The organism is Glycomyces arizonensis DSM 44726, assembly GCF_000482705.1.
Lineage (GTDB): Bacteria > Actinomycetota > Actinomycetes > Mycobacteriales > Micromonosporaceae > Glycomyces > Glycomyces arizonensis.
Map to the genome: position 1 here is coordinate 203,073 of NZ_AXWO01000004.1, position 20,153 is coordinate 223,225.

Here is a 20,153-nt window from a genome sequence, read left to right on the forward strand (position 1 = left end):
TCCCTGTAGGCGGGAAGCATCACGGATCCCGGACACAGTCGAGGCGGCCGGCCCCTCGGGGCCGACCGCCTCGCTCTTGTCTTCTAGGCGAGGTGCTCGACGACGTAGTCGATCGCCCCGGTCAGCTTCGCCGCGTCAGAGGGGTCCACGGCCGGGTAGGTCGCGACGCGCAGCTGGTTGCGGCCCAGCTTGCGGTACGGCTCGGTGTCGAGCACGCCGTTGGCGCGAAGGACCTTCGCGATCGCCGCAGCGTCGACACCGTCGAAGTCGATCGTGGCCACCACGTTCGAGCGCAGCCGCTCCTCGGTGACGAACGGCGTCGCGAACTCGCGCGAGTCGGCCCACGAGTACAGCGTCCCGGCCGACTCGGCGCAGCGCTTGGCGGCCGCTTCGAGCCCGCCCGCGGCATTGAGCGCGTCCACCTGCTCGGCGGCGAGCACGACCGTCGCCACCGCGGGCGTGTTGTACGTCTGGTCCTTGCGCGAGTTGTCGATCGCGGTCTTCAGGTCCAGGAACGCCGGGATGTAGCGCCCCGAGGCGGCGATCCGCTCGGCGCGCTCGATCGCGGCCGGGCTCATCAGCGCGATCCACAGCCCGCCGTCGGAGGCCAGGCCCTTCTGCGGCGCGAAGTAGTAGCAGTCGGTCTGCGTCATGTCGACCGGCAGGCCCGCCGCGGCGGACGTGGCGTCGTGCAGCATGAGGGCGCCGTCGGCGGCGACGCGCTCGACGTCGACGGCCACGCCGGTCGAGGTCTCGTTGTGCGGCGTGGCGTACACGTCGACGCCGTCCTCGGCGCTCAGGTACGCGGCCGAGCCGGGCTCGGCGGTGACCACGGTCGGGTCGGACAGGTGCGGGGCGATTTTGATCGCCTTGGCGAACTTGGAGCCGAACTCGCCGAAGCTCGCGGCCTGGGCCTTGTCGTCGACGAGGCCGAAGACGGCGACCTCCCAGAAGGCGGTGGTGCCGCCGACGCCGAGGACCACCTCGTAGCCCTCCGGCAGCGCGAACAGGTCGGACAGGCCGCGCCGCAGCCGCCCCACCTGGTCCTTGACGGCGCTCTTGCGGTGGGAGGTGCCCATGACGGACTTGCCGACCGCTGCCAGTGCGCTCATCGCTTCGGTGGGCACCTTGGAGGGCCCGGATCCGAACCGCCCGTCAGCGGGCAGGAGTTCGGCCGGGATGGTGATCGCGTCGGTCACTTGAGGCTCCGTTCTCGTCGGTCCTGAGCCACACCATAACTCCGCTGAGTCGCCTTCCCGCAGCGCGGGGGCCCATGTCGTACCAGGTGGGACGCCGGGCGCGGAGGCCGTGGTGTAGACCTCGCCGTCGGCGGCCGTCGCCCACAGCCTCAGGCCCCCGGCCTCGTCGAAGGCGATCGCGGGGCGGCGCGTGAGGACGATGTCGCCGCGGCTCCAAGGGGCGTCCACCCGGCCGGCCGGGCCGTGCTCGAGGTCGGCGAGGGCGAGGGCGGCCACCGCGGGGGCGCCGGTGGCGTCGTCGACGGCGACCGCGACGGTGCCGTCTGCGGCGACGGCCACGGCGGGCGCCAGGATGCCGCCGTCGAGCGGCAGGAGCGTCGCCGTCCACGTCTTGCCGAGCCCGTAGTGGAGGACGACGTCGGCGCTGCCCGCACTGCGGGAGGCGATGACGAGGCGCCCGTCGGGCGCGGCGGCGACGGTGACGGCGCTGGCCGGGACGTAGCCGTCCTCGCCGCCGACGTGCGGCAGGTCGAGGTCGCGGCCGGTCCAGTCCTCGCCGTCCCGTTCCCAGATCGCGATCCCGTCGGGGGTGGCGGCGAGGATCGCGATGCCCTCGGCGGTGACGACGGCGGCCGGGGAGTCGTGGACCATCGGCCCGTCGAGCGGCGTCCAGTCGCTCCACTCGCCGCCGGTGGGCCTGGTGCGCACCTCCACGCCCCGGTCGGGGCTGCGGACGGCGACGACGGTCGCGGTGCCGTCGTCGGCGCCCGTCGCCGACCCGATGTGGCGCGCGCGGTCGCCGCTCCCCGCGGGGTTGCCCAGGTTCGTCCACTCGCCGCCGGCCAGGTCGAGGCACTGGACGTCGCGGGTGTGGTCCTCGCGGGCGCGGGCGTACTCGGGGCTGACGCCGAAGACGTGCGAGGCGGTGACGCCGATCTCCGGGATCAGCTCGGGCCCGCCCAGGTCCTGCCAGGCCTGGCCGCTTTGGACGTGCAGCCTGCTGCCGCGCACGGTGATCGGCCGCACGGCGCCGCCGACGGCCGCGGTGGCGACGGCCGCGGCGTAGCGCGGATGCGTGGCGATGCCGTACGTGTCGCCCGGTCCGGGGCCGTTGACGAGCCGGTCACCGCAGCCAGAGGGCTCGCCGCAGTCGAAGCCGTCGGCCCAGGCGTAGACGTTGAGGGCCCGGCCCTTGGTCTGGCGGTCGGCGATCCCGAGGTTCCCGGGCCAGCGGCGGTTGTAGTAGCCGCGCCAGGACTCGACGACGGCGGCCCCGCCCCAGTCGCGGACGGCGTCCCAGGCGAACAGGGCGGCGGCGGTGTGGTCGATGTGGTCGGAATAGCCGTCCTGTTCGGCGCCGAGCCGCTCGCCGACGACCGGGTCGGGGTCGGGGTCGAGCGTGTTGACCACGGCGGGCCGGTAGTGCTCGAGCAGTTCGCGCAGGGTCGCCCGGATGGTGTCGTAGTCGACCAGGGACTCGCCGGTGAGCGGCGAGCCGGCCGGCGGCAGCGCCAGGGAGGTGTCGAGGTCGCCCTCCCACAGGCCGAGCAGCCGCGTGTATCCGCCGGTGAGGCGCCCGAGGTTCGTCCACAGTGAGCAGAAGACGAGGTGGATTTCGGGTCGGGCGCGCAGGACGCAGACCTCGACCTGCTGGCCCGAGCCGAGGTCGGCGGCCCGGCGGTCCCACGCCGACTCTGAGTCGCCGGTGGCGAGATGGGCGTAGGCGCGCCGCAGGCCGGTGTCGCGGGCGGCGGCGTACCCGGCGTAGTCGGGGGGCCGGTTCGGGTTCCAGCTGTTCTGGCCGTCGGACTCGCCCGCGGTGAGGACGACGCCGCAGACGCCCGCGCCAGTGGCGAGAACGCGAGCGATGCGCGGGTTGATGAAGTACAGGCCGTCGTCGGGGTGGGCGACGATCTGCATGTGGACCGGTCCGGTCCGGGGGTGCTCGGGGAGCGGATAGTCGCCGGTCAGGCTCGAGTTCCACAGCGAGCTGGCACTCTCCCCTGCGGCGGCCGCGACGGTGAGGCCGGCGATCCCTCCGAACAGGAGGGTGCGCCGGCGCAGCGCAGGGTGCGGTGGCTCGGGGGCCGGGGTGGACATGGGTGTCTCGTTCGGGTCGGCTGGGTGGTGTGGTTTCCAATGGCATCGTAGCCGAGCCGTTCACGCGAGAGGCCCGCGTGCCGTCGCGGTGCGGCATGCGGGCCTCAGGTTCGGTGGCCTACTTCCAGCCCTCGACGTCGGACGGCTTGCGGGGGCCGGGGCCGACGTACTTCGCGGAGGGGCGCACCAGCCGTCCGAGCTGCTTCTGCTCGAGGATGTGCGCGCTCCATCCGGCGACGCGGGCGCAGGTGAACATGGGGGTGAACAGCTCGGCGGGCACCTCGGCGAAGTCGAGGAGCACCGCGGACCAGAACTCGACATTGGTGGCGAGGACGCGGTCGGGCTTGCGGGCCTTGAGCTCGGCGAGCGCGGCGGTCTCGAGCGCCTCGGCGACCTGGTAGCGGGGGGCGCCGAGCTCCTTGGCGGCGGCGCGCAGCACGCGCGAGCGCGGGTCCTCGGCGCGGTAGACGCGGTGGCCGAAGCCCATGAGGCGGTCGCCGGAGTCGAGCAGCTCCTTGACGTAGGCGTCGGCGTCGCCGCGCTGCTCGACCTGTTCGATCATGTGCAGCACGCGCGAGGGGGCGCCGCCGTGGAGCGGGCCGGAGAGGGCGCCGATGGCCGAGGAGATCGAGGCGGCGGCGTCGGCCCCGGTGGAGGCGACGACGCGGGAGGTGAAGGTGGAGGCGTTCATGCCGTGCTCGGCGGCGGACATGAGGTAGGTGTCGACGGCCTTGACGTGGGCGGGGTCGGGCTCGCCGCGCCAGCGGCGCATGAACCGCTCGGTGATGGTCTCGGACTTGTCGATCTCCGACTGCGGGACGGCAGGGCGGCCGGATCCGCGGGCGGACTGGGCGATGAACGACAGCGTGGTGACCGAGACGCGGGCGAGGTCGTCGCGGGCGGTGTCGTCGTCGATGTCGAGCAGCGGTTTGAGGCCCCAGAAGGGGGCGAGCATGGCGACGGCGGCCTGGGCGTCGACGCGGGTGTCTCCTGAGGAGATGGGGACCGGGACGGGCTCGGCCGCGGGCAGGCCGTTGCCGAACTTGCCATCGACGAGCAGGCCCCAGACGTCGCCGTAGGAAGTCTGGCCGACCAGGTCCTGGATGTCGACACCGCGGTAGCGGAGCGATCCACCTTCCTTGTCGGGCTCGGCGATTTCGGTCTCGAAGGCCACTACGCCCTCGAGACCGGGCTTGAACTCAGACATCGTTGTACTCCTGAGTGGTTGTCCCTGTTGTTGCCGACCGGGGGCTTCCGGGAGGCGACGGTTCGTAGTTGTTTGGGAAATGGTGCCTCAATGCGATCGGCTACGGAAGGCCGCGCTCTGTCGGGGTGATCTCCTTCCGGCGCCCGAGAGTGGCGCAAAATATGGACAGCGCAGTGTGAGGCGGGGTATTTATACCTTTTTGACCGTTTCTATGGGAGGGTTCCAATAAACGGTCTTGTCGGATTCAACGGTTCGTTGCGATTTCGCCCACATCGATACGCGTGCCGCAGATCATCGGCCATGAGCTAACGTCAAAGCACGTCCCGCCCCATCCTGAACGACATGGAGGTACCCCGATGGCGCTGTCCGGCGAGCAATGGTCTATCGCCTACAACGACCACGAGGCGACCATCGTCGCCGTCGGCGGTGGCGTACGCGCCTACACCTACCGCGGACGCCATGTCGTCGCCACCTACGGAGACGACGAGCTCGCCCCAGGCTGGGCCGGCCACGTCCTGGCCCCCTGGCCCAACCGGGTCCGCGACGGCGAGTACACCTACGGCGGCGAGGACTACCAGCTGCCGATCAACGAGATCCCGACCAACACCGCCCTCCACGGCTTCGTCGCCTGGGCCGAATGGTCCGCCGTCGAGGTCACCGACACCTCGGTCACGCTCGAATGCCGGCTCCCCGCGCGCATGGGCTACCCCTGGACGCTCCAGCTGCGCACCCGCTGGTCGGTGGGCCCCGGCGGCCTGCGGGCCGCGCACACCGTGTCCAATCCGGGCACGCGCACCGCGCCGTTCGGGCTCGGCACGCACTCCTACCTCATGGCCGGGGAGCTCGAGCGCATCGATCAGGCCACGCTCCACGTGCCCGCCAAGAAGAAGCTCAAGCTCGACAAGCAGCAGATCCCGACCGGGTCGGGCCCGGCCGACCTGCCCGAGGGAACGGTCCTGGGCGACCAGGTCATCGACGACGCGTACGGCGAGCTCCAGCGCGGCTCGGACGGCAAGGCCGAGGTGCGGCTGGCCGACCCCGTCTCGGGCACGGCCGTGACGGTGTGGATGGACGAGTCGTTCGACTGGGTCCACATCTACACCTCCGACGGCCTCGAAGGCGATCGCAAGCGCGGCTCGGTGGCGATCGAGCCGACCACGTGCCCGCCCAACGCGCTCGCCACCGGCGAGGACCTCATCGAACTGGCGCCGAGCGAGGCGTGGTTCGGCGTCTGGGGCATCCGCCCCGAGTAGCGCAGAGCAGCTCCGGACCGGGGACCGTCGCCTTGCGACGGTCCCCGGTCCTTTTTGGCCCTATCTGCCGACCTCGCCCCGCTATAGACCGAAGTTATCCACAGGCCCCGCCGCGCACCACGACCTGAAACGATCTCACATGAACAGTGCCTGACCTGCGGAAACAAATGTCCACTCCAAAGTTATCCACAGGCCAAAAACTTTTTCTTGCCACCCCTTGACAACCCGGTCATGGTTACTCCAAGCAATACAAAGCACACTCAACGTAGGAGTAGCCATGGTCGCGTCAACGCCCGCCCGCACCCCGGGAGGCTCGAAGCACGCCGGAGCCCAGCGCCCCGCCTCCCTGCTCGTCACCGGCGACGACCGCCTGGCCGAAACGGTCGCACCGCTCGCCGCGGCCACCGGCCACACACTCCACCGCGTCAGACGCCCCGCCGACGCCGAACCCCACTGGCAGCACGCCCCGCTGGCCATCGTCGGCGCCGACGTCGCCGAGGACTGCCTCGCGCACGGCCTGCCCGTGCGGCCCGGGCTCGTCCTGTGCGCCACGATGGCGTGGATCAGCGACGACCCGACCGGCACGTCCATGCTGTGGCCGCTCGCCATCCGGCTCCACGCCGACCACGTCATCGCCGTCCCCCAAGGCACCGAATGGCTCCTCGAGCACTTCACGCGCACCGCCCGCGACACCTCGCCCGCGCCCGTGGTCGCCGCCGTCGCCGGGCACGGCGGCGCGGGCGCCTCCACGCTCGCGCTCGCCGCGGCCACCGCCGCCGCACAGGGCGGCAAGCGCGTGGTCCTGATCGACCTCGACCCCTCCGGCGGCGGCATCGACACCGCCGCCGGCCTCGCCTCGCAACTCGGTTGGCGGTGGCCGTCGCTGGCCGCCCGCTCGGGCCAGCTCGAACCCGAACGCCTCCTCGCCGGCCTGCCGCAGCGCGAGGGCCTCCACCTCGTCGCCCCCGACACCCGCGACCGCGCCGTCCCCGGCGCCGAGGCGTTCGAGCGGGTGCTGCACGCCGCCCGCATCGGCGCCGACCTCGTCGTCGTCGACCTGCCGCGCACCCGCACCGAGGCCGCCACCCGCGCCGCGGCGGCCGCCTCCTCGCTCGCCGTCGCGATCGGGCCCTCGCCCCGGTCGTGGGAGGCGGCGCGCGGCACCGTCGCCGAATACGCCCTCCACGCCTCCCGCATCGGCATGGTCCTGCGCGGCGGCGTGGCCCAGCGGCCCGAACCCGCCCCGGACGGCGCCGACCCGTTCGACGCCATCGCGCCGCCGGTCTGGGGCCGCGTGCCCCACGACCGGAGGCTCCCCGAACGGCTGCGCCGAGGACGCCTCCCGCGCGGCCGCACCAGGCGGCGCCTGCACGACCTCATGACCGAACTCGACCGCCCGCGCCCTGTCCGGTCGGCGGCAGAGGCGGGAGCCGCCCGATGAACCTCGAACTGATCAACCGCGTCCGCCGCCAACTCGCCGCCCAGACCAGGCCGGGGCGGCCCTCGCACCGCCACCCGGCCGCCAGGGCCGACATCGTCAAGGCGCTGTGCGAGGCCGGAGCCGCACCACCGGACCAGCCGGGGCTGCTCGAACTGTCGGCGACGCTGGCGGACGACCTCAACGGCGCCGGACCGCTGCAACCGCTGCTGGACGACACCACCGTCACCGACGTGGTCGTCAACGGCACCGACGGCGTCTGGATCGACCGGGGCGAGGGCCTCCAGGCCGCCCAGGTCCGACTCGGCGACACCGACACGATCCGGTCGCTCGCCTGCCGCCTGGCCGCCGCCGCGGGACGCCGCCTCGACGCGGGCAGTCCGTACGCGGACGTGCGCCTGCCCGACGGCACCCGGTTCCACGCGATCCTCCCGCCGATCGCCACCGGCGGCCCCTACCTGTCGTTCCGCACCCACCGCGCGAAGGCGTTCACCCTCGCGCAGCTGGTCGAGGCCGACACGCTCACCGCCGACATGGCCGACCTGCTCCTGCGCGTGGTCACCGCCCGAATTCCTTATCTCATAACAGGAGCGACGGGATACTAACGGGTAAAAGATGAGGCACAGAACCGCCGCCCGACTTTCCCAATCCGGGCGGCGGCCCTTCCCCAGCGGGCTGTGCCCACTAGATCCCAGAGTCCTCTAATGCAAGACAGTCTTGCATCATCCGTACAGCCTGATGTGCCTGCCCGGTCGGTGTGGAGGGGTGAGGCGGCCCGACCTGGCCCCCCAGAGCCGGGCCGCTGCCCCCTCCCGGAGGAGGGGACGTCTCGTGTTCAGCGTGCCTCGCTGAGTTGAGTTGAAACGTCAAGTTCACCCGTGTGGGCTACCTCGGGTGGTGGCCCGGCCGTCCGTGGCGGGGGAATCCGGCCGGGCCGATACTGCCCGCCGAGGCGGGCCTCCCGGTCTCGGCGGGAGCATGGGGTCCGGCCCCGTCCACCACGGGGCCGGACGGTCAACGGCGGCGCTGGCGCCGGACGATCACGAGGTGCGCCAAGGCCACCCCGGCGGTACCGCCGACCAGGACCGACAGGAACACGGCCACGATGCCGAGCGGCGAGAGGAGCGTCATCGCTCGGCCCTCCTGGCGATCGCCGAGTAGATCATCGTGTCCCACGCATCCCGCTTGTACTGCTCGATCTCCATGGCCCCCTCATCGGTCCACTCGATCCGGGTGGGCTCGGTGCCGTAGGTGACATCGGCGGCGTAGATGCGCTCGTCTCCTCTGGTGACGACCACGGCGGCGCGGCCGTCGCCGAGGTCGAGCAGGCGCATCCACCCGTCCTGCCATGAGGTGATGGTCTCGCCCTCGGGCGCGGGCCGCCGTACCCTAGGTCTCGGCATGCCAGGCTCCTATCCTGTCGTGTCGGAGGCGGGGCGCCCGGGTGATGGTCAGTCGGTCGGCGCCCCGCCGTCGTATGCCCGGCGGGTCAGCGACCGGGCAGGCCGGTCACGCCTGGTGACCGGAGGACCCCACGATATCGCGTATGCGAAGACATATGAAGGTCTTCATAGCAAGATCTTCATAGGATGGCGAAGGTGACAGCGGTATATGTGAAGGACTCGGACATGCCGCTCTGGGAGCGTGCCGTGGAGTACGCGGATGAGCACCGGCTGAAGATGAGCGGGCTGCTGCTGCTCGCGCTTGAGCGGTACCTGGACGAGCAGGAGCGTCTCGACAGGGAGCGGGAAGGCCGCTAGGCTGGGCCCATTGGTCCCCGCGTCAGCGGGGATGATCCGGATGTGCTGCGCCAATACGCCTGTATGGCTGGGTGTGCCTCGCGTCAGCGGGGATGAGCCTCGATGCGTCGGAGTTTGCGCGCGCGTCCGTGGTCGGCCCCGGGGTCTGCTGTTGTAGGCCCCGGGGTTTCGCCGTTTCTGGGCTCCTACCTGCGGGAATATCCCCATCTCACCCCCCATTGCATGACCGTCATACAGTGCTGTATGATGGACGTACACCAAGGGGGAGATGGTCCCCCACCCGAGATCGGAGCAGCGACGATGAGCTACCAGACCTGGCAGACCACCTCCACCGCCTACCAGGCGTACCTGGCCGCCGCCGAACGCTGTGACCGCGCCTTCCAGGAGGACACGATGACCGACCAGCCGACCATCACCGCCCGCGCGTGGACCCACCCGGGCACCGGCGAGATGCGCTACTACCTCGACGGCGAGAGCATCGCCGCGGCCGCGGGCATCGACTACCGCGCCCGCACCATCGCCGGTGAGACCGTCACCGCCCGGGACATGACGCAGGCCCGCCAGACCGTCGAGGACTCGAAATTCTGGACCGACGAGGACGGCGAGCTGCACTACCGCCTCGCCCGCAAGGCCGAGGGCACCTACGCCGCGCGCCTGGTCATCGACCGCGTCCGCGCCGCCCGGATCGTCAAGGCCGAGCAGCCCCAGCGCACCGAGCGCGCCAGCGCTCGCGGCACCGGCTGGTCGAAGTACTCCCGGCCCAGCAACGACAGCGGAGTCGGGGCCATGCTCGGCCGCCGCTCCCCCGCCCGCGGTACCGAGTGCCACTTCTGCGGCCTCGACGTCCGCACCTGCGACTGCCGCTAACCCGCCACGCTCCCGGGGCTGCGGCCCCGGGAGCCCTACCAATGGAGCGACCATGACCGACACCACCACCATTGCCGTCGACTGGCCGGCGCGGCTCCGCGCCGCCCGGGACGCCATCGCGGCCGCCCGCGCCGTCGAAGCCCAGACCATCCGCGACGCACACGGCGCCGGGATGCCCACTACGCAGATCGCCGACGCGCTCGGCGTCAAGAACCGCGGCCGCATCACCGAGATCATCGCGCGCGAGCCCGGCGAAGGCGAGCGCACCGAGCTGGCCCCGGTGGTCTACCTGCGCGGCGCCGGCGTCGGCGAGGCGGCCTGGGCGCGGGTCCGATCGGCGATGTGGCGCCGCGGCTGGGCGACCGAGTCGAACCGCACCCGCGCGTGGCACCTCGCCCGCGGCGGCGCCGAGGTCATCATGTGCGACTTCTCCGCGCGCGTCGGCGACGACTTCGTCGTGGTCGGGCCCGTCCAGGCCAAATACCGCGACGATGAGACCGAGCTGGCCCTGGAGCTGCCCGGCGAGCGCGAAGGGCGCCCGTACGGGACGTGGCGGCGCTCCCGGCCGCGCTGTGACGACCCGGCCGGGAGCGTCAGCCCCGGCGGGGGCCCGGCGCAGGTGACCGACGCCGAGGCGCTCGCCCGGCACGTGGCCGACGCGCTCGACGGCATCGACCCCGGCGGCTGGTAGCCAGACACGACGAAGCGCCCCCACCCGCCGTGAGGCAGGTGGGGGCGCGGTGCTTTCAAGGATAGGTCCTTCTGGGACCCATCTTCCTACTTGACGAGGTCGGGCGAGTCCTTCTCGCCGACACCGGCGGTCGCCATGGACGTCAGGTAGGACAGCAGCGCCCCGCCGAGGGCCACCCCGGCGGCGAGCTTCCAGTCCAGCGTGAACGCGTTCACGACGCCGTCGAGGGCGACCGCGCCGATGACGGCCTGCGCGGCGCTCTTGCCCGCGCGCTCGGTGGCTTTCTTCCAGAATCGCTTGGTGAACATGATCGTTCTCTCCTATCCGGTCTGCTGCATCAGGCCGATGATCAATGAAGCGACGGCGAGGACCGTCGCCGCCGACGGGATCGCCCACACCCGCTTTTCGAGCAGGCGGAGCCGGGACTCGTGGTCGGTGAGGGTCTCGCGGGCGGACTTGTCCTCGGCGGCCATGCGCGCCAGCTCGGCGTGCAGTCCCGCAAGTTCGGTGCGCAGCAGCAGCACCGAGTCGTAGATCTCCCTCGGGCCGATCTGCACCGGCCCGAGGGATTCAGGGGGCGGGAACGTCACGATCCGGCCCCGGTGAGGCGGGCGGCGATCTGGTCGACGACGGCGGCGGCGGCGAGTTCCCCGGACTGCGCGGCTTCGATCAGGGCCAGGATGTCGGCGCGCTCGGCGGCCGCCGCGGCGTCGCGTTCGGCGTCCTCGGCGGCGCGCTGGTCGATCCGGGCCAGGATCGCCTCGCCGTCGACGCCCTGCACGGCGTCGAGGAGCGCGGCGTCGCGCTGCTTGGCGGCGGCGAGCTCGGTCAGGATCTGATGCTCCGGGTTCGAGGACCGCAGATGCGCGTACGCGTCCCGGCCGGTGAGGTCCTCGTTCGTGTAGCGCCAGACTTCCAGCGCGACTTCCTTAGCTGTGGGCATGTCGTCCTCCAATGCGTCGATGGCCTCGGCGAGGCGGCCGGCCGAGACCGGGCCGTAGATGCCGTCGTCGTCGATGCCGGCGCGGCGTTGAAATTCCTTGAGCTGGGCCTCGGTGAGCGGCCCGAAGTCGTTGTCGACGTTGAGCCCGGCGTCGATGACGGCGTTGAGCGCGCGCTGTAGCTGCCCCACCCGGTGGCCCTCGTCGCCCTCTTCGAGGGACGGCGCGGGCGCGGTGAGGCCGCGTGGCGCCGCCCCGTGCCCGATCGAGGCGACGCCCCACGAGCTGGTGTCGTCGTAGTCGCGGGTCGAGCGGCCGTCGGGCCCGTCGCCGACGCTCACGTGCACGTGCGTCTTGTGCGCGTTGACGCCGCTGTACCGACGCCCCCTGAACCCGTATCGCCGCTGGTAGATCCTGCGGTTATAGATGACGTACCGCAGATTCGGGTGCGGGTTCGCGATCAGGTGCGCGACGAAACTCGACAGGTCCAGGCCGCCGTCGCCGAGGATGTCGAGCGCGCACACCACGTCACCGCGGACCGATGGGTTGTGGTCCGACCACGAGTCCTGGTGGTCCTCGTCGCCGATGTCCCACACGGTCGTACCGGGGTGCGCCGACTGGATCTCGGATTCGAGGCGTTGCAGGCTGCGGGCCAGTCTCCAGGCCATGAGGCCTCCTCTCGTCAGGGCACGGCCGGGCCGTGCCGGTGGTCAGGATTGGCGGCCGTAGAGGCGGTCGCATTGGATCCAGGCGCGTGTCGCGCCTCCGGTGCACCAGGCGTACAGGTCGAAGCCGACCGTGTCGCCGGGGTTGATGCCGTCCTCTTCGCCCCAGCCGGGGATAGCGACGGTCTCCTCCCCGGTCCCGGTCCCGGAGGCGGCCGTGACACCGTCAATGTCCAGGCGCCATTCGACGTTCCCGTCGCCGATCGTCGCCGTCGCGACGCCGATCGAGACGCGCGGATGCCAGATCGGGTTGAGGCCCTGCATGAGTTTCGTCGCGGAAGTGCTGGTCGTGGAGGGCCACAGCGACGCCGCCCCCTCCCCGACGCCCTCGGCCTCGAACGAGGGCACAAGCCGGTAAGGGAGGTACGGGCGGGCGAGCCCGACGCCGGTCAGGCCGTCGTTGCCGATGAGCTCTCGGCCTCCGCGGTCCAGCCACGACCAGTGCATCGAGCCCGGCGCCCCGAGCAGTCCCCCGGCGACCTCGCCGTCATCGAAGGAGAACACCCAAGTGGGCTGGCCCGCGGAATTCGGCCCGAAGTACAGCAGACCGACTGAGCCGGTCTCGTCGTGCATGATCAGCGACCCGCCGGAGATGGTGAGCGAGCCGCCCTCCAGCAGCCGGAGGCCCCGGGCGCCGATCGAGGCGTCCTCCAGCCGCCTGCCGGAGGTGAGGTTCCGCAGTTCGCGTTCGACCGCGGCCATGCGCCGTTGCAGGTCGCCGGTGAACATGCCGTCAGAGATGCCCATATCAGATCCTTAGGACGGGTTCGAAGGTGCCGGCGAGGGGGTCGAGGCGGTAGCCGACCATGCGGCCGGTGCCTCGCAGGCCGGTCGGGTGCATGTGGCCGACCAGGTCGTAGGCGACCGCATCGCCGAGGTTGAGGTCGATCCCGAGGCGGGCGGGCTCGATGTTCCACCGGGACGTGACGGCGAGGGTGGTAGTGCCGCCGTCGAGGCGCGCCAGCTCCGACGCCGCATGCGCGTTGAGCGTGGCGGTGTCTTTGATCGAGGAGGACGGCGACCAGCGGTGCTCGACACGAGGCACACCAGCGGCGAGAGCGAGATTGTTGCGCAGGTGCTGCGACTGCGGCCGGTCGACACCCTCACCCGAGGAGTAGGCGAGGACGTCGTTGGCGCCCATGCCTTTGCCGTAGTCGTGCGTGACCTCGTAGCGGGTGACCGCCTCCGACTCGGTCGCCAAAGGCCCCCTGGGGACGGTGGAGCCGAGCCGCTCAGCAGCCCGGAAGATCATCCGCACCGCCTGCTGCTTCGGTGTTTTCCAGTCGAGGTCGATGGTCCATTCCAGGCCCCGGTCGACGTCCATGAGCTCTTGGAGCCGCTGGTAGAAGGTGGCGTCCTCGTCGTCGAAATACTCGCGGTCGCGCAGCACACCGGTGGGGGGCGCGTCGATTTCGAGGTTGATGCCCTCGTTGTTGACCGCGTCGATGAGGGAGGCGGCGAGGGTCGCCTGGTCGACGCCGTCGAACGCCATGTCCTCTATAAACCGGCGGTCCAGGTAGGATTCGGGGGTGGCGCAGCCGAGGCTGATCGTCGCATCCGTCCCACCCCGCACTTTCCAGATGAGCCCGGCCCATTGGGGCAGGTCGTTGACGATGCATACGATCATCCGCGTCGGCAGCTGATCAGGCCCTACCGCCTGGTCAAGGAGCCCCCCGAGCGCCAGCGGGCCCGCGAGGGGCGCGGGGATGGTGAGCGTCGATGAGGTGTAGGCGCCCAGTGCCCGCGAGATCGCGCCCTTGACCCCGAGGTAGGCGACTTTGTTGCCGGTGGTGACGTCGCAGGCGATCCACTCCACGACCGAGCGGAGCACCGCCCGCCCGATCGGCGGCCCCGCCTCCGGTACTTCAGGGACGTACGGGGCATTGATGAACGTCCGGTAGACGTGCCAGATGCTGTCGGCCTCGGTGCGGAAAGCGCCGTACCAGACCCGCCACCCCGAAATGATCCCGTCGACCTCGGGCAGGAGCACGGCCCGGTACAGGGCCGTGTGCTCCCCGACCTGCACGCGCGGGACCACCGTCCGCCCCGAATTAGTCCAGGTGATCCCGTCAGCAGAGACGACCATGACCAGCTCGCCCGAGGCGCCCCCGATCAGCCGGTCGTTGATCAGCCCCACATATCCCCCGTCGACGGGGGTGATGCCGAGGTGCCAGGGCTGCCGGTCGGGCTGCATAGGCCCCATGTCGACCCCGGCCGGATCCCCCCACGGCCCCGCCGGATCCGCAGTGCCTTGGAGGCGGACGACCCGGTAGGGGGAGGGGACGATGTCGACCGCCCACATCACCCAGGCCCCGTCCTCGAGCGCGAAGCACGGCGACAGCAGCCGCAGCACGTGATGGTCGGAGGAGTAGACCAGGACCTTCGGAGTCCAGGTGCGGCCGTCGATGCTCGTCGAGTAGTAGATCTTCTCCTCAGCGCCTTCGGCGGCCCCGGACCCGTCGTAGGTCCGCCAGAACAAGTGCAAGGCCCCGTTGTAGTACTTGAGGTCAGGGTCCGAGTTGTAGGCACCCGGGGACCCCGGTTGATCGTCGATCGGGTTGGAGACGCCCGCAGGCACCACCCAGTGCACGCCGTCGAACGAGGCGACGATACAAGGATCCTCATAGGAGTCATCGCTGCCCGGGTAGGGCGTCATCGCCATCCAGTACGGGTAGCCGCCGAGCATATCGGGGCTGTACGCCACCGCCGGGTGTGTCGCTTGACCGTCGATGCCGTCCAGCGGTGTCGGGATCTGGAGACGGGCCCCGACCGGGCCCGAGACGAGCGTGGGATCCGGGAGCGCCATCAGCCGCTCACGTACTCCACGGTCAGGTACGCCGGCTCGTTCGCGTTCGCGTTGCACGAGAACGTGCCCGTGCCGAGGCGGCGCTCGGCGGTGGCCACGAACGTTTTCGACCCGGTAGCGGCGGCGGTCCAGTCCGCTTCGACCGTGATCCCGAAGTCCTGGTTGGCCATGGCCATGCGGAGGTGGTTGATCTGCCGGACGGTCCCGGAGATGCTGTCCTCACGCAGATACAGGCGCGCCACATCCTCAGCGACCGTCGAGGACACGTCCACAATCCACTTCAAATGGTACGTTTTCCCCGCCTCCACGGGCGCGGTCACCGAATCGATCACTACCGCCGAGGCGAACCCGATCGAGTTCATGGTGCGCTTACTGGTCGCGACCCGCCGCACCGACTGGAACGAGGCAGTGGAGGCGACCGGCGTATACGTCGAGCCCGCGTCCGTGTTGACCAGCAGGGTCTCGGTCGATGCGTCCCAGATCGGCATGCCCCGGTAGCCGTCGGCCGGGTAGTCGTCCTCCCCTGCGACGGGGACCAGGCCGCCGCGGGTACCGGTGAAGCGTGGCAGGGTCGGCTCGCCGGTGGAGCCTGCCCCGGCCTCCACGCGCCACGTAGACAAGCGCTCAGCGTTGCCCACCGGGTCGGGCTCGGTCGGGATCGACGCGGGCACACCTGCGGTGTAGATGACCTCCCCTTGTGCGAATCCCGAGGAATCCAGGGCGGTGTCCTGGATCCGCAAATCGAGGGCGTCGATGCGGGGCTGGGAGGGGTCGGCGGCGGTGACCGGTCCGGTCTCGGTCGCGTGCGGAACGAGGTACATGCGGCCGGTCGAATGCTGAACCACGGCCACGATGTCGGCGACGGTCCAGTTCATGCCCGACGTGGTCACATGCGCGCCCTCGTCGCCGTTCGGGAGGACGCCGGGCCGGGCCTGGAAGCCCCCGGCCGCGCCGCCGCGGGCGATGAGCCCGGAGAACGCGTCCCGGAGAGTCTGCGGGTCGAACAGGCCCGCGGTCTGATACACCTGGCATCCGCCGTCGGTCTCAAAGACCATGACCGGCGCGCCAGGGGCGGGGCGCAGCTGGAACGTGTCCGTCGCCGCGGCCGCGACGAAATAGGGGGCGTCCTCGACCAGGGCTGTTGCGCCACCGGCGAGGGCGGCGACGGTGACCTGCTGGCCGTCGACCAGGCCGTGCCCGGTGATCGTCAGCGTGTCGGGGGCGGTGACGGTCGCGGTCCCGACCGACGCGCCGCGAGTCGTGGTGACCCACAAGGGCGTAGACATGGGCATACCTCCTAGTAGGTGTCCCGGAAGCGGATATTCAGACGGGCGCCGGACTCGTACACGTCGGACTCGAAGCGGACGGTGCAATCGCCGGGGGGCAGCAGCGGCCAGTCGCCCCACTGGTCAGGCAGCCGCGACGTCGTCGAGTTGAGGAGAATGAGCTTGGTTTTCGTGTCGATATCGAGGTAGTCGTCCTCACCGAGCACCGTGTCCAGACGGAGGGTCTGCACGCTCGATGCGGTGATGACCGAGATGCGCGGCTCTACGACAGGCCCGGTGATCCGCAGCCCCAGCCGCGCCGGAGACTTCCCGGCGTTGACCAGGTCGACCTCGCCGTCGGCCACAACCGTGTTGATCCCGGTCGGCAGCCCGAACGGCGTTGCCAGGCCGCCGATGCGGTGGAGGAGGCCGATCTTGGCGACATGCTCGGCCGCGGAGTAGATCGTCGGGTCCGGGGCGAACAGCTCCGCCTCCACTTTCGCCTTCCCGGTGCGGCCGCGCTTGTTGATCAGCCGGACCTTTCGCGGCCGGACGTACATCAAGTACTCAGTTCCGGCGGCGTTCCAGGTGGCCTCGACTGCGGGGCTGGTACGCACCGGTGCGAGGGCGGCACCCAGTGCCCACCAGGCGTCCATGAGCTCAGCCCACGACCCGGTGTGGATACCCAGCCGCAGAGGAATGGTGGCTGGCTCGCGCCATTCGGCACCGGACCAGCCGCCGTCGCCCCACGGGACGGTCCCGACCTGGTCGGCCCTGGTCCCGCGGTCGAACGGCTCGAACTCGTTGACCCGGTACACGGTGCCGTGGTGAAGGAGCAGGGACGTGCCGTCGCTGCGGGTGATCTGGATCTGTCCCGGTTCCATCAGGCCACCCCCATCGCGTACTCGCGCTGCGTCGCATCGGTCAGGTTCGCGCCCAGGGAGACGTCCACACGGGTGCGGGCCTCGGCGAGCTCACGCAGCAGCTCCCGGTCGGTCTCGGACAGGGACGCGGTCGCGTCCACGCGCATCGTGTTCGAGGCGGCCGGTGCGGCGGCGGCGTCGACCATGAGCGGGATGTCGGAGGTGAGCCCTTCGAGGGAGCGGCGGATCGCGGGGATACCGTCGGCGATCCCGTCGGCGAAGCCGCCCATGACGAGGCGTCCGGCGGGGCGGAGAATGCTCGCGTCCCGCTCGGCCGGGCCTTTCCAGTCCGGGAGCATGTCGGTGAGGTTCGAGAGCTTGTCCTGCACCGAGTTCCACATGTCTTCGATGCCGTCGAGGAAGCCCTGGAGGAGGTCTCGCCCGGCGTCCGCCAGGAGCGAGCCGAGGTCGCCGAGGCCGTCCATGATCCGGTCCGGGAGGCCCTTCACCCAGTCGATGAGGTCCCAGAATTTATCGACCGCGCGGTCCTTGAGGTCCCCGATCCAGCCCGCGACGCGGCCGGGGAGCTGTTGCAGCCAGCCGACGATGTCGAGGAATTCGTTGATCCGGTCTTGCACGTAGGAGACGATCGACTGCCAGATGCCCTGGAGCCAGCCAACGAATTCCGTCCACTTTGAACTAAAGAATCCGATGAAGGATGAAATGCCCTCCTGCATCCATTCGACAAAGGACGCCCATTTCTCCTTCAGCCAGTCCCAAGCTTGCCCGATCGCAGCGGTGACCGAATCCCAGTTCATGACCAGGAGGATGATGATCGCGATCAATGCGACGATCGCCAGAATGATCCAGGTGATCGGGTTCGCGAACAACGCGGCATTCCACGCCCATTGGGCGATCGTGGCGACGATGAGGATCGCCCGCCAGACTTTGATCGCGCCGACGATGATGAGGATCGCCGACGCCAAGGGGATCAGCACGGGCGCGAGGTCGAGGACGAGCCCGACGATTTCGGCGAGCGGCGGCAGCAGATCGGAGGCAATCCGCAGGAAGTCGCCGAGCGCGTCGGCGACGGTGTCCACGTCGATGCGGGACAGGGCCTCCCCGATGCGGTCGACCACGTGCTCTAGGTCGGGGCCGACCTCCTCGGCGATGGTCGCGACCTTCGGGGCGAGCTGCGTCGCGAACACGTCGGCCAGCTCCAGCACGATCGGGATCACGGCGTCAGCGACGCGGCCCAGCGCATCGAAGAACGTGTTCAGGGCGGTCTGGCCCTCGGCGGAGTTGAAGAAGTCGGCGAGGCGCCCGGTCAGTTTCTCGACCGTGCCGAGCAGGCCGCCGGACTGCTCGTTGGCGGCCCCGAACACCGAAGAGAAGATCGACCCGACGTTGCCGATGATGCCGCCGATGGTCGACAGCGTGTCCTTCATCGTCTGGATCAGGTCCGCGAGGATCCCCGCGTCCTCCGCCTTCGCGATCCACTCGGCGAACCGGAAGCCCAGTTGCCCGGCGGCGGACCCGGCGTCGGTCAGCAGCGGCGAGAACGCGCCGATGAGGATCGCGATCCCCTCCAGCCACGGCCCCACACCCTGCGCGAACTTCGCGAGCCCGGCCGCGACGTCGTCAACGACGGTCCCGAACGTCTCGACGATCCGCTGGGAGCCGAGCGCCTCGGCGGCAGCCGAGACGACGTCGTTCCACCCCCCGGCGACCTTGCCCAGGCCGTCTTCGAGCAGCGGCAGCCACGTGGCGGCCAACTTCTCGATATCCCCGGCCAGGCCCTGCCAGAACGCCTCCTGCGCGGAGCGGACCACATCGTCCCAGGCGTCGGCCTGGTCCTGGAGCACCGACACGACATCAGCGGCGGCCGGGGAGAGCCGCTCCAGGGCCTCCTCGTCCCCGGCTATGGCGTCGCCCATGTCGGTGAACGCGAGCGTGACTGTCCCGATCGCGACCGCTGCACCAGCGGCGAAGGCGGGTACCGCAGCCGCGAGCCCGCCGACGGCGACCACGAGCTGAGACACCAGACCCAGCACCGGCCCGATCGCCGAGGCAGCACCGGCCGCGCCGGTCGCCAGCACACTGAACGCCGTGGCCTTCCCCAGCACCTTCAGCATGCCGGTCAGGCCGTCCATGCGCTCGGCGGTGTCGTCCATCTTCCTGTGGACACGGTCGATCGTCCGATTGAAGCCCTTGTCGTCGCCGTCGATGATCGCGTTCAATTCGCCCAGGTTCAGAGCCACGGCTCACCTCCCCTCATCTGCGGCGCCCACGCGGCACGTGCGGCATGGACGGTGCCTTGGGTTGTTTCTCGGGGGGCGCGAGCTTGCGCTGAATGCGGGATTCGCAGGTGAGGAGGCCGAGGAGGCGGCGCCTCAGCCACGGCCACGACCGCTGGTCGAGGATCCCGGAGGCGGTGTCGATGCCGTAGATCTCGTGCAGGTCGGCGTCGACCAGGTCCCAGTGGCGCCTTACGAGGTCGCCGAGGGTCGTCTCGGGGTCTTTGTACTCTTCGTAGAGGCCCGACGCTTCGTCGTACTCGCCGACGCCCCACTGGCCGAGCTCGGCGAGCCAGACGCGCGCTTCTTCGGGGCCGCCTTCTTGGCTCGGCGTTCGGCCCGGTTCGCTTTTGGGGTCCCGCCGGACTCCCACACCCTCCGGGCTCCGCTCACGCCGCTCAACACCCACGCATAGGCGATCTGGCCTACCAGCATGGCTTTGCGGTGGGGGACCTTGTCGGCCTCCATCGCGTCGTAGGTCGCGCCCAGGAGGGTCTCGTACAGGTCCTCTTCGGCCTCGTCGGACAGGTGGAGGTCGGCGTCGATGTCCTCGGCGTCCTCCCCGGCGTCGAGGCGGCGTTTCGCCTCGGTGGCCTTGTCGGTCAGGCGGTGCACCCACCGGCCGGTACCCGCCGAGACGTCGTCGACGACGTACTCGCGGGGCCCTGCCTTGAGGTCGAGGAGGACCACGAGGTTGCCGTCGTCGTCCTCCCACACGTGCTGTTCAGCGTCGCTCACGAC

At 70.6% G+C, this 20,153-nt stretch carries 18 protein-coding genes and 1 pseudogene; 6 read left to right on the forward strand and 13 right to left on the reverse strand.

Annotated elements, in window-relative coordinates; genetic code table 11:
• Nucleotides 1-83 precede the first annotated feature (83 nt).
• From serC to H613_RS0107200, 3 genes and pseudogenes are all read right to left on the reverse strand, one after another.
• Complete coding sequence (serC, locus tag H613_RS32545; protein ID WP_026923279.1) at nucleotides 84-1,199, reverse strand: phosphoserine transaminase; 1,116 nt, start codon at nucleotides 1,197-1,199, stop codon at nucleotides 84-86.
• 1,302 nt (nucleotides 1,200-2,501) lie between these two features.
• Nucleotides 2,502-3,299, reverse strand: a pseudogene (locus H613_RS32550) (PIG-L family deacetylase); the annotation flags it as partial.
• Between the two features lie 118 nt (nucleotides 3,300-3,417).
• The gene (locus tag H613_RS0107200; RefSeq protein ID WP_026923280.1) at nucleotides 3,418-4,506 is read right to left on the reverse strand and encodes a citrate synthase 2; all 1,089 of its coding nucleotides are present in this window, start codon (nucleotides 4,504-4,506) and stop codon (nucleotides 3,418-3,420) included.
• A 356-nt stretch (nucleotides 4,507-4,862) separates the two neighbouring features.
• Between H613_RS0107200 and H613_RS0107205 the strand changes: the two genes are divergently transcribed.
• From H613_RS0107205 to H613_RS24990, 3 genes are all read left to right on the forward strand, one after another.
• Entirely contained in the window at nucleotides 4,863-5,759 is an 897-nt protein-coding gene (locus tag H613_RS0107205; RefSeq protein WP_026923281.1) for an aldose 1-epimerase family protein, read from the forward strand.
• 277 nt (nucleotides 5,760-6,036) lie between these two features.
• Nucleotides 6,037-7,200: a septum site-determining protein Ssd gene (gene ssd, locus H613_RS28995; RefSeq protein WP_051393055.1), complete on the forward strand. Its 1,164-nt coding sequence runs from the start codon at nucleotides 6,037-6,039 to the stop codon at nucleotides 7,198-7,200.
• Complete coding sequence (locus H613_RS24990) at nucleotides 7,197-7,802, forward strand: ATPase, T2SS/T4P/T4SS family (protein WP_051393056.1); 606 nt, start codon at nucleotides 7,197-7,199, stop codon at nucleotides 7,800-7,802. The genes ssd and H613_RS24990 overlap by 4 nt, the downstream gene beginning before the upstream one ends.
• A gap of 522 nt (nucleotides 7,803-8,324) precedes the next feature.
• Here H613_RS24990 and H613_RS30705 read toward each other — a convergent pair.
• Entirely contained in the window at nucleotides 8,325-8,600 is a 276-nt protein-coding gene (locus tag H613_RS30705) for a hypothetical protein (protein ID WP_156925878.1), read from the reverse strand.
• A 195-nt stretch (nucleotides 8,601-8,795) separates the two neighbouring features.
• Between H613_RS30705 and H613_RS30710 the strand changes: the two genes are divergently transcribed.
• The 3 genes from H613_RS30710 (at nucleotide 8,796) to H613_RS0107240 (ending at nucleotide 10,515) form a co-directional block, all read left to right on the forward strand.
• Entirely contained in the window at nucleotides 8,796-8,957 is a 162-nt protein-coding gene (locus H613_RS30710) for a hypothetical protein (RefSeq protein ID WP_156925879.1), read from the forward strand.
• A 300-nt stretch (nucleotides 8,958-9,257) separates the two neighbouring features.
• Nucleotides 9,258-9,824: a hypothetical protein gene (locus H613_RS0107235; protein ID WP_026923283.1), complete on the forward strand. Its 567-nt coding sequence runs from the start codon at nucleotides 9,258-9,260 to the stop codon at nucleotides 9,822-9,824.
• A gap of 52 nt (nucleotides 9,825-9,876) precedes the next feature.
• Nucleotides 9,877-10,515 (forward strand): hypothetical protein, encoded by a 639-nt coding sequence (locus tag H613_RS0107240; RefSeq protein WP_026923284.1) that lies wholly within the window; start codon nucleotides 9,877-9,879, stop codon nucleotides 10,513-10,515.
• A gap of 86 nt (nucleotides 10,516-10,601) precedes the next feature.
• Here the strand turns inward: H613_RS0107240 and H613_RS0107245 are convergent, their stop codons facing one another.
• The 9 genes from H613_RS0107245 to H613_RS30715 form a co-directional block, all read right to left on the reverse strand.
• Nucleotides 10,602-10,823, reverse strand: coding sequence for a holin (locus H613_RS0107245; protein WP_026923285.1), 222 nt, complete (start codon nucleotides 10,821-10,823; stop codon nucleotides 10,602-10,604).
• Nucleotides 10,824-10,835: 12 nt separating this feature from the next.
• Complete coding sequence (locus H613_RS24995) at nucleotides 10,836-11,105, reverse strand: hypothetical protein (RefSeq protein WP_156925880.1); 270 nt, start codon at nucleotides 11,103-11,105, stop codon at nucleotides 10,836-10,838.
• The gene (locus tag H613_RS25000) at nucleotides 11,102-12,124 is read right to left on the reverse strand and encodes a peptidoglycan-binding domain-containing protein (RefSeq protein WP_035736720.1); all 1,023 of its coding nucleotides are present in this window, start codon (nucleotides 12,122-12,124) and stop codon (nucleotides 11,102-11,104) included. The genes H613_RS24995 and H613_RS25000 overlap by 4 nt, the downstream gene beginning before the upstream one ends.
• A 42-nt stretch (nucleotides 12,125-12,166) precedes the next feature.
• Complete coding sequence (locus tag H613_RS29000; protein ID WP_026923286.1) at nucleotides 12,167-12,928, reverse strand: hypothetical protein; 762 nt, start codon at nucleotides 12,926-12,928, stop codon at nucleotides 12,167-12,169.
• 1 nt (nucleotide 12,929) lies between these two features.
• Nucleotides 12,930-14,987, reverse strand: a complete 2,058-nt coding sequence (locus tag H613_RS29005; RefSeq protein ID WP_026923287.1) for a hypothetical protein — start codon at nucleotides 14,985-14,987, stop codon at nucleotides 12,930-12,932.
• Complete coding sequence (locus tag H613_RS0107270) at nucleotides 14,987-16,273, reverse strand: hypothetical protein (RefSeq protein WP_156925881.1); 1,287 nt, start codon at nucleotides 16,271-16,273, stop codon at nucleotides 14,987-14,989. Before H613_RS0107270 ends, H613_RS29005 begins: the two co-directional genes overlap by 1 nt.
• Nucleotides 16,274-16,284: 11 nt before the next feature.
• On the reverse strand, nucleotides 16,285-17,136 hold the full coding sequence (locus tag H613_RS0107275; RefSeq protein ID WP_026923289.1) for a hypothetical protein: 852 nt from the start codon (nucleotides 17,134-17,136) through the stop codon (nucleotides 16,285-16,287).
• Nucleotides 17,136-19,376, reverse strand: a complete 2,241-nt coding sequence (locus H613_RS0107280) for a phage tail protein (RefSeq protein WP_026923290.1) — start codon at nucleotides 19,374-19,376, stop codon at nucleotides 17,136-17,138. Before H613_RS0107280 ends, H613_RS0107275 begins: the two co-directional genes overlap by 1 nt.
• Nucleotides 19,377-19,604: 228 nt before the next feature.
• Nucleotides 19,605-20,150, reverse strand: coding sequence for a DUF7426 family protein (locus tag H613_RS30715; RefSeq protein ID WP_156925882.1), 546 nt, complete (start codon nucleotides 20,148-20,150; stop codon nucleotides 19,605-19,607).
• Nucleotides 20,151-20,153: the final 3 nt, after the last annotated feature.

Bases quoted from the DNA above. Each gene is read 5' to 3' on its own strand.
- H613_RS24990 (WP_051393056.1), top strand. From the start codon at position 7,197: ATGAACCTCGAACTGATCAACCGCGTCCGCCGCCAACTCGCCGCCCAG.
- H613_RS0107270 (WP_156925881.1), bottom strand. From the start codon at position 16,273: ATGTCTACGCCCTTGTGGGTCACCACGACTCGCGGCGCGTCGGTCGGG.
- H613_RS0107205 (WP_026923281.1), top strand. From the start codon at position 4,863: ATGGCGCTGTCCGGCGAGCAATGGTCTATCGCCTACAACGACCACGAG.
- H613_RS25000 (WP_035736720.1), bottom strand. From the start codon at position 12,124: ATGGCCTGGAGACTGGCCCGCAGCCTGCAACGCCTCGAATCCGAGATC.
- H613_RS0107200 (WP_026923280.1), bottom strand. From the start codon at position 4,506: ATGTCTGAGTTCAAGCCCGGTCTCGAGGGCGTAGTGGCCTTCGAGACC.
- H613_RS0107275 (WP_026923289.1), bottom strand. From the start codon at position 17,136: ATGGAACCGGGACAGATCCAGATCACCCGCAGCGACGGCACGTCCCTG.
- H613_RS0107245 (WP_026923285.1), bottom strand. From the start codon at position 10,823: ATGTTCACCAAGCGATTCTGGAAGAAAGCCACCGAGCGCGCGGGCAAG.
- ssd (WP_051393055.1), top strand. From the start codon at position 6,037: ATGGTCGCGTCAACGCCCGCCCGCACCCCGGGAGGCTCGAAGCACGCC.
- H613_RS29005 (WP_026923287.1), bottom strand. From the start codon at position 14,987: ATGGCGCTCCCGGATCCCACGCTCGTCTCGGGCCCGGTCGGGGCCCGT.
- H613_RS0107240 (WP_026923284.1), top strand. From the start codon at position 9,877: ATGACCGACACCACCACCATTGCCGTCGACTGGCCGGCGCGGCTCCGC.
- H613_RS30705 (WP_156925878.1), bottom strand. From the start codon at position 8,600: ATGCCGAGACCTAGGGTACGGCGGCCCGCGCCCGAGGGCGAGACCATC.
- H613_RS0107235 (WP_026923283.1), top strand. From the start codon at position 9,258: ATGAGCTACCAGACCTGGCAGACCACCTCCACCGCCTACCAGGCGTAC.
- H613_RS29000 (WP_026923286.1), bottom strand. From the start codon at position 12,928: ATGGGCATCTCTGACGGCATGTTCACCGGCGACCTGCAACGGCGCATG.